The sequence below is a fragment of the Burkholderia sp. Ac-20379 genome, from assembly GCF_017104645.1.
Lineage (GTDB): Bacteria > Pseudomonadota > Gammaproteobacteria > Burkholderiales > Burkholderiaceae > Burkholderia.
Map to the genome: position 1 here is coordinate 1 of NZ_JAAGPF010000342.1, position 7,822 is coordinate 7,822.

Consider the following 7,822-nt stretch of genomic DNA (forward strand, 5'->3'; position numbering starts at 1 on the left):
GAGCTGCTGCCGGCGCTGCGCCCCGCGCATGCCGCGTGGCTCGGCCCGCTGGCGATCGCGACCAGCGCGCTGGTGGCCTGCGGCTTCGACGATCCGGTCGGCAACAGCGTGACCGTGCAGGCCGCGAGCGGGCTGGTGTCGGCCGGGTTCATCGCGGTGCTGTTCCGGCTGCGGCGGGCGCGCCGCGCGAAGGCCACTCGACCGGCGTGAGCTTGCGGGGCCTGCCGCCTTTGCGCTGCCAGTCGTGCTCGGATCGGCTGCCTGGCGGAAGGCGGTGCAACCCGCCAACGTCTTCCCGCTGTGCGATGCCGGCGGCCGTCAGCACACTCGCCGGGCCAAAGGCGGTGCGGCCGGCGCGATCCCGCCGGCCGCACCGCTCAGATCGCCTGCCCGCCCGACACCTCGATGCGCTGCGCCGTCACCCAGCGGTTGCCCTCGCCGAGCAGGCTCGCGATCATCGGGCCGATGTCGTCGGCCACACCCACCCGGCCCATCGCCGTCATGCTCGTGAAGAAGCGGTTGAATTCAGGCGTGTCGCGCACCGCGCCGCCGAAGAAATCCGTCTCGATCGCGCCCGGCGCCACCACGTTCGCGGCGATGCCGCGCGAACCGAGTTCCTTCGCCAGATAGACGGTCAGCACCTCCACCGCGCCCTTCACGGCCGCATAGGCGGCCCAGCCCTCGGCGCTCACGCGCGTCAGCCCGCTCGACAGGTTGACGATGCGCCCGCCGTCCGCCAGCAGCGGCAGCAATGCCTGCGTCAGGAAGAACACGCCCTTGAAATGCACGTCCACGAGCCGGTCGAACTGCGCCTCGGTGGTGTCCGCGATCGGCGCGACGTCGCCGTGGCCCGCGTTGTTGACGAGGTGGTCGAACGTCGTGCGCTGCCAGGTGGCCTGCAGCACGCCGCGCAGGCGCTGCACGAAATCGGCGAAACCGGACACGCGGCCGGTGTCGAGTTGCAGCGCCACCGCCTTGCGGCCCAGCGCCTCGATCTCGGCCACGACGGCGTCGGCGGCCTCGCGGCTGCCCAGATAGGTCAGCACCACGTCGCCGCCCTGGCGCGCGATATGGAGCGCGGTGTTGCGGCCAAGGCCGCGGCTGGCGCCGGTAACGAGGGAAAGGGTGGTCATGTCGGGCTCCTGTTTCGGTTGAAAGTGGAGCCATTGTGGCGACGCAGTACGCCGCGCAGTAGTGACCAATCGGATGTTTGATTCGCAACCGAAGGTTGGGAATCGGCGTTGACGACGTTAACGCGCCATCGCCTTCAGCGCGGCCGGCGGCAGATGGAATTGCGTGCTGCCGTGCAGCCGTTCGACCGCGAAATCGATGAAGCGGCGCACGCGGCGCGGCATGTTGGTGCGCTGCGCGTAGAACAGGTAGAGCCCCATGCGCTCGCTGGTCGAGCCGGGCAGCAGCGGCACCAGCGCGCCCGCGCGCAGCGGCGCGGCGGCATTGATGCCGTCGATCTGGCCGATCCCGATGCCGGCCAGCACGGCGTGCATTTCGGCTTCCGGATCGCTGCAGCACACCGCGTACGCCAGACTGCGGAATTCCGTCTCGCCCTTCACGCGGAATTCCCACGGCGTGGGCTGCCCCGCGCCGGGCTGGCGATAGCCGATCAGCGGGTGCGCGGCCAGATCGTCGATGCGGCGCGGGGCCGCGTGCGCGGCCAGATAGGCCGGCGCGGCGCACACCAGCAACTGGATCGGAAACAGGCGGCGCGACACGACCTGCGCCACCGGCGCGTTGCCGGCCCGAAAGCCCACGTCGATGCGCTCGTCCACCACGTCCGTATAGCGATCCTCCAGCACCAGATCGAACTGGACGGCCGGGTACAGCGCGCGAAACTCGGCGATCACCGGCATCAGCACCTTGCGCGCCACCGCGCCGCCCGCGCTGACGCGCACCAGCCCTTCGTCCTGATGGGCCGCGCCGCGCGCCTCGTTGATCGCGCTGCGAATGCCGTCGAGATTGCCGCGCACGGCGTCGAGCAGCCGCGCGCCCTCGTCGGTCAGCGCGTTCTTGCGCGTGGTGCGGTGGAACAGGCGCACGCCGAGGTGCGCCTCGAGTTGGCGGATCGCCTTGCTGACCGCCTGCGGCGTGCTGCCCTGCGCCTGCGCGGCGCGATGGAAGCTGCCGAGCTCGGCCGCCCGGATGAAGGTGGAAATGGCGCGCAGTTCGTCCACGTCGGCTTATCGCTGCGCCCGGCACTGCGCCTCGACGGCGGCGCGGTCGAGCAGCGACCACACCTCGGCGATCTTGCCGTTGCGGAACCGGTAGAACACGTTTTCGGTGAAGACGATGCGCCGGCCGTTGACCGGCACCCCGAGGAAGTCGCCCTGCGGCGTGCAGTCGAAGCGCAGGCGGCTGGCCACCATCGGCGGCTCGGTCACCAGTTGATCGATTTCGAAGCGCAGATCGGGAATCTGGCGCACGTCGCGTTCCAGCATCCGGCGGTAGCCGGCCAGACCGAACGGCTGGCCGTTGTGGGCGGCGTCATCGGCCACGAACTCGCCGAGCGCATCCCAATCGCGGCGGTTCAGGCAATCGAGGTAACGGCGATAAAGCTGGCCAAGCTCGGCTGGGGTCAAGGCGATCTCCTGGTTGCGGGGGCGAGGTGCGGCCCGAAGCCGCGCGGGGGCGGGAAGGATGCCGGGCGGCCGCCGGAACGCCGCGCCCGCCTCGTCACCGCCCGGCCCCGCCCGCGCCGCTCAGGCCGTCGGGCCCTTGTACCACGGCAACTGCTCGACCGGCACCGGCCGCGCGAACAGGAAGCCCTGGAATTCGCTGCAGCGCTCGGCGATCAGCGCGAGCCGCTGCTCGTCGGTTTCCACGCCCTCGGCAATCACCGGGATGTCGAGACGCTGACACAGCCCGGCGATCGCGCTGACGATCGCGGTCGATTTGCGCTTCTTGCCGATGTTCTGCACGAAGCTGCGGTCGATCTTGATGCGCGAGAACGGGAAATCCTGCAGCAGGCTCAGCGACGAATAGCCGGTGCCGAAATCGTCCATCGCGATGCCCACGCCCATCGAGCGGATCGTGCCGAGCACGGCCCGCGAGCGCGCCGACGATTCGAGCAGCGCCGTTTCGGTGATTTCCAGCTCCAGCCGGCGCGGCGGCAGGCGGCTCACTTTCAGCGCGTAGATCACCGTATTGAGGAAATCCGGGTGCACCACCTGCGCGGGCGACACGTTCACGCTGATGCGGATCTCGTCGGGCCAACTGATCGCGTCGCGGCAGGCCTGCACCAGCACCCAGGCGCCGAGCGCCGGCATGTGGCCGCGCTCCTCGGCCAGCGGGATGAACGCGGCGGGCGTGATCGGGCCGCGCACCGGGTGAGTCCAGCGCAGCAGCGCCTCGGCGGCGGTGGTGCGGCCGGTGGTGGCCTCGACGATCGGCTGGTAGTGCAGCCGCAACTGATTGCCGGCCATCGCGCGGCGCAGGTCCACTTCGAGCTCGTTGCGCTCGCGGATCGGGCCGTGCATCTCGTCGCGGTAGACGCGGTAGCCGTTGCGGCCGCCCTGCTTGGCCGCGTACAGCGCGATATCGGCGCATTGCAGCGCCACTTCCGAGCTGGAAAGCCCGCACGGCAGCGCCGCGATGCCGATGCTGACGCCGATCGACACCTCCGCGCCGCGAATCACGAACGAATCGGCCAGCGTGCGGATGCAGCGCTCGGCCAGCGCGATCGCCTCGTCCAGCCCGCGGCTGCGGCTTTGCAGGATCGTGAATTCGTCGCCGCCGAGCCGCGCCAGTTGGTCCGATTCGCGCAGGTTCGCGCTGAGGCGCGCCGACACGGCCTGCAGCAGCTCGTCGCCGGCCTGGTGGCCGAGCGTGTCGTTGACGGCCTTGAAGCGGTCCAGGTCGAGATACAGCAGCGAGAACTGATGCCCCGGCTGCGCCCGCTCCAGCATCCGGTGCAGACGCTCCTGGAACGCGAGCCGGTTCGGCAGCCCGGTCAGCGGGTCGTGGTGCGCGAGATGGTGGATCTGCGCCTCGGCGTGGCGGCGCTCGGTCACGTCCTCGAAGGTGGTGACCCAGCCGCCGTGCGACAGCTGGCGCGTGACGACCGACACGTAGCGGTCGAGAAAGCCCACCACCAGCGCTTTTTCCTCCGTATGGCCCGACATCACGGCCTGGCGGAACTGCGCCGCCATGCTCGAGCGCGCCCGCCCGGCGAACCGCACCGGCCGGCCGAGCAGACGCAGCAGCCGGCTCGGCTCGATGCCGGGCGACGGCGTTTCGGACAAATCGAACAGATGGGAAAACTGGCGGTTGCTCAGCACCAGCCGGCCGTGGCGGTCGAACAGGCACAGGCCCTGGAGCATGTTGTCGAGCGCGAGATCGAGGTTGCGCGTGGTGGCCTCGAGCGCCAGCGCGGCCTGCCGCTGCTCGGTGCAGTCGCGCGTGATCTTGGAGTAGCCGTACAGCGCACCGTCGTCGTCGTAGATCGGGTGGATCACGACGTGCGCCCAGAACCGCTGGCCGTCCTTGCGCACGCGCCAGGCCTGCGCCTCGAACTTGCCGTGCTCGCGGGCCGCCTGCAGGCCGCGCGCGGGCGTGCCCGCCTTGCGGTCGTCCTCGGTGAAGAACACCGAGAAGTGCCGCCCGATGATTTCCGACGCCGTGTAGCCCTTGGCCCGCTGCGCGCCCGCGTTCCAGTTCGACACGATGCCGTCGACGTTGAGCATGTAGATGGCGTAATCGGTCACGCCTTCCACCAGCAGCCGGAAGCGGCGCTCCTGGTCGATGGTCTGCTGCTGGAGGCGGCGCGCTTCGGTGCGGTCGCGCGTGACCTTGGCGAAGCCGAACAGCTCGCCCGCGTCGTCGAAGATCGGATCGATCACCACGTGCGCCCAGAACCGCTCGCCGTTCTTGCGCACGCGCCAGCCCTCGGTTTCGAAACGTCCGTCGCGCAGCGCCGTGTCGAGCGCGCGCGCCGGCGCGCCGGCTTCCCGATCCTCCGGCGTGTAGAAACGGCTGAAGTGCTGCCCGACGATCTCCTCGGACGTGTAGCCCTTGGCGGCCTGCGCCCCGGCATTCCAGTTCGAGACGATGCCGTTCACATCGAGCATGTAGATCGCGTAGTCGGTCACGCTCTGCACCAGGAATCGGAAGCTCTGCTCGCGCTGGCGCGACTGGGTCTCGACCATGCGCCGCTCGGTGCAGTCGCGCGTGATCTTGGCGAACCCGAAAATCTCGCCGTCCTCGTTGCGCAACGCATCGATCACCACGTGGGCCCAGAAAATCGTGCCGTCCTTGCGCACCCGCCAGCCATGATCCTCGAAACGCCCTTCGTTGCGCGCGATCTGCAGGTTGAATTCCGCCAGGCTGCGCGCGCGATCCGAGCGGGTATAGAAACAGGAAAAATGGCGCCCGACGATCTCGTGCTCCAGATAGCCCTTGGCGCGTTGTGCGCCCGCATTCCAGGTGGTCACATAGCCATCGATGTCGAGCATGTAAATTGCATAATCGGCGATGCTCCGGATCATGCGCTCGTAGACCTTTCCTTCAGGCCGGACAAAATGACTCGTGCTCATGCATTCATATCTGAGAGAAGCGACGGCGTCTCGCGCGGAACAACGCAACGGCGTTCCGGCGCGGCGCAAGTCGACATACCACTACCCCTTAACGGCAACGATCCACGTTCCCTTGAGCGCAGCGATGTACGCAAATGGGGTGCGAGCGCGCCCGGTTCCACGCGACAAAACAGCCGGGGCCTCGCGAATCGGGGGTCAGTGTGCCAGACGAAAGGCCGATGCGCACGGTGCACCGCGCGATCATTTGGGGTTGCGCCGCGCTCAGGCATGTCTGGCGTCGCGCCGGGCCATCTGTTTCGAATTGTTGTCGAGCCCGTAATCGCGGAAATGAGAATCGCTCCGAGCGCGCCGCGGCGGGAGCGGCCCCGCCACGGCCTCCGCCCGCTTACTGCTCGATCTGGCGGTTCCAGCGCGCGTCCCATTGCGCGCGGCGGGCGTTGATCGCATCCCAATCCACCACCGTGACCTTCTTCACGAGCTGATCGAGATCGCCGAGGTTCTTCTGCATGTCGGGCGGCATGCTGGCCTGGCGGTTGGTCGGGATCTGCTTGCCGGCCACCGCGGCCTTGGTCTGCGCGGGCGCGGACAGCAGGAACTGCGCGAGCTTCTGGGCCAGCGCCGGATCGGGGTTGTTCTTCACCACGCACAGATCCACCAGCAGCAGCACCGCGCCTTCCTTTGGCGCGGCGTAGGCCACCGGCAGCCCCTTGTCCTTCAGGTCGCCCACGCCGGTGGGCGTGAGCGGGAAGATCGCCGCGTCGCCCGTCTGGATCATCTCGGACAGCTTGGCCGAGTTCGGGATGTATTCGACGACGTTCGGCCCCACCGTGGTGGCCCACTTCGAGAAGCCCGGCTCGACGTTGGTTTCGCTGCCGCCGAGAATCCGGTTGATCGCCAGGAAGCCGTGCAGCCCGAACGTGCTGCTGGAGGCGGACTGGAACACCACCTTGCCCTTGTATTTCGGATCGGCGAAATCCATCCACGAGGTCGGCGGCGCCCAGCCCTTCGCGGCGAACACCTTGGTGTTGTAGCCGATGCCGGTCATGCCGAGCTGCACGCCCGCGCCGATGTCGCCCTTCATGCGCGCGAACGGATACAGCTCCTTGAGCACCGGCGCGTCGTCGAGCTTCTGGCACACGCCCAGGCTCACGGCGCGCGCCATCACGCCGTCGTCGAGGAACACCACGTGCATCTGCGGGTGGTCGCGGTTCGCCAGCAGCTTGGCCAGCACGTCGGACGAGGTGCCCGGCACCACCACCACGTGCACGTTGTTGGCCTTCTCGAAATCGGGCAGCACCTGGCTCGTGTAGGCCTTCTCCATCGGGCCGCCGTTCATGCCGATGTAGATCGTCTTGGTCTGCGCGAAGGCGGGCGAAGCCAGGCCGATGGCGAACAGCGCCGCGAGCGACGCGAATGTGCGTGACAGTTTCATCGTGGTTCTTCCTTGGGACTTGCGTGGAGTGTCGGACTGGGAACGGAAACGGTACGGCGTGCGCATGCGGGCCTCGCCTCAGGCGACCGCGGCCGCGCCGCGGCTGCCGCCGGCGGCGAAGCGCGCGATCGAGAACGCGTCGATGGGCGTGTCGGTCGCGCCGCGCAGCACGAGGTCGGCCAGCACCTCGCCCACGCCCGGCGCGAGCAGGAAGCCGCCGCCGGAAAAACCGAACGCGTGCAGCAGGCGCGGCGTGGTGCCGCTCGGGCCGATCACGGGATGATTGTCGGGCGTCTCGCCCTCGACGCCGCTCCAGGTGCGGATCAGCAGCGCGTCGCGCAGGCCCGGCAGCAGCGCGCAGGCGTCGCGCATCACGGCGCGCGTGGTGTCGCTGGACGGCCGCGCGTATTCGCCGTCGCCGTGGCCGCGCCCGCCGCCGATCACGCAGTTGCCGCGCGCCACCTGCCGCGCGTAGATGCCGCCGCCCACCACGCCGAGGTTGTGCTCGACGAACCTCGGCAACGGCTCGGTCACCCACATATTGGGATAGATCGGGTGCAGCGGCACGGCCTCGCCGAAGCGGCCGGCCACGGTATTGCCCCACGCGCCGGCCGAATTGATCAGCCAATCGGCGCTGAACGCCTGGCCCGCCGCGCGCATCGTGAAACGCCGGCCGTCGAACGCGATCCCGGTCAGCTCGGTCTGCTCGAACACCTGCGCCCCGGCGCGGCGCGCGGCCGCCGCGAACCCGGGCGACACGAGCCGCGGGTTGGCCTGGCCGTCGGTCGCACACAGCGCGCCGCCGATCGCGCCGCTGCCGAGCCATGGATAGCGGCGGCGGAAC

At 69.3% G+C, this 7,822-nt stretch carries 7 protein-coding genes; 1 reads left to right on the forward strand and 6 read right to left on the reverse strand.

Features of this window, described 5'->3' with window-relative positions; genetic code table 11:
• A partial coding sequence (locus tag G3N92_RS28210; RefSeq protein ID WP_206130870.1) for a hypothetical protein occupies positions 1–210 on the forward strand: 210 nt, incomplete at its 5' end.
• Between the two features lie 167 nt (positions 211–377).
• On the opposite strand, the gene G3N92_RS28215 is transcribed toward G3N92_RS28210, so the two are convergent.
• From G3N92_RS28215 to G3N92_RS28255, 6 genes are all read right to left on the reverse strand, one after another.
• Positions 378–1,133, reverse strand: coding sequence for an SDR family oxidoreductase (locus G3N92_RS28215; protein ID WP_206130871.1), 756 nt, complete (start codon positions 1,131–1,133; stop codon positions 378–380).
• Positions 1,134–1,250: 117 nt separating this feature from the next.
• Positions 1,251–2,189, reverse strand: coding sequence for a LysR family transcriptional regulator (locus G3N92_RS28220; protein ID WP_206130872.1), 939 nt, complete (start codon positions 2,187–2,189; stop codon positions 1,251–1,253).
• A gap of 6 nt (positions 2,190–2,195) precedes the next feature.
• Entirely contained in the window at positions 2,196–2,594 is a 399-nt protein-coding gene (locus G3N92_RS28225) for an ester cyclase (RefSeq protein WP_206130873.1), read from the reverse strand.
• A 120-nt stretch (positions 2,595–2,714) separates the two neighbouring features.
• The gene (locus G3N92_RS35140) at positions 2,715–5,546 is read right to left on the reverse strand and encodes an EAL domain-containing protein (RefSeq protein WP_277396204.1); all 2,832 of its coding nucleotides are present in this window, start codon (positions 5,544–5,546) and stop codon (positions 2,715–2,717) included.
• Between the two features lie 385 nt (positions 5,547–5,931).
• Positions 5,932–6,978: an ABC transporter substrate-binding protein gene (locus tag G3N92_RS28250; RefSeq protein ID WP_206130874.1), complete on the reverse strand. Its 1,047-nt coding sequence runs from the start codon at positions 6,976–6,978 to the stop codon at positions 5,932–5,934.
• A 78-nt stretch (positions 6,979–7,056) separates the two neighbouring features.
• The coding region (locus G3N92_RS28255; protein WP_206130875.1) for an FAD-binding oxidoreductase at positions 7,057–7,822 on the reverse strand (766 nt) is incomplete at its 5' end.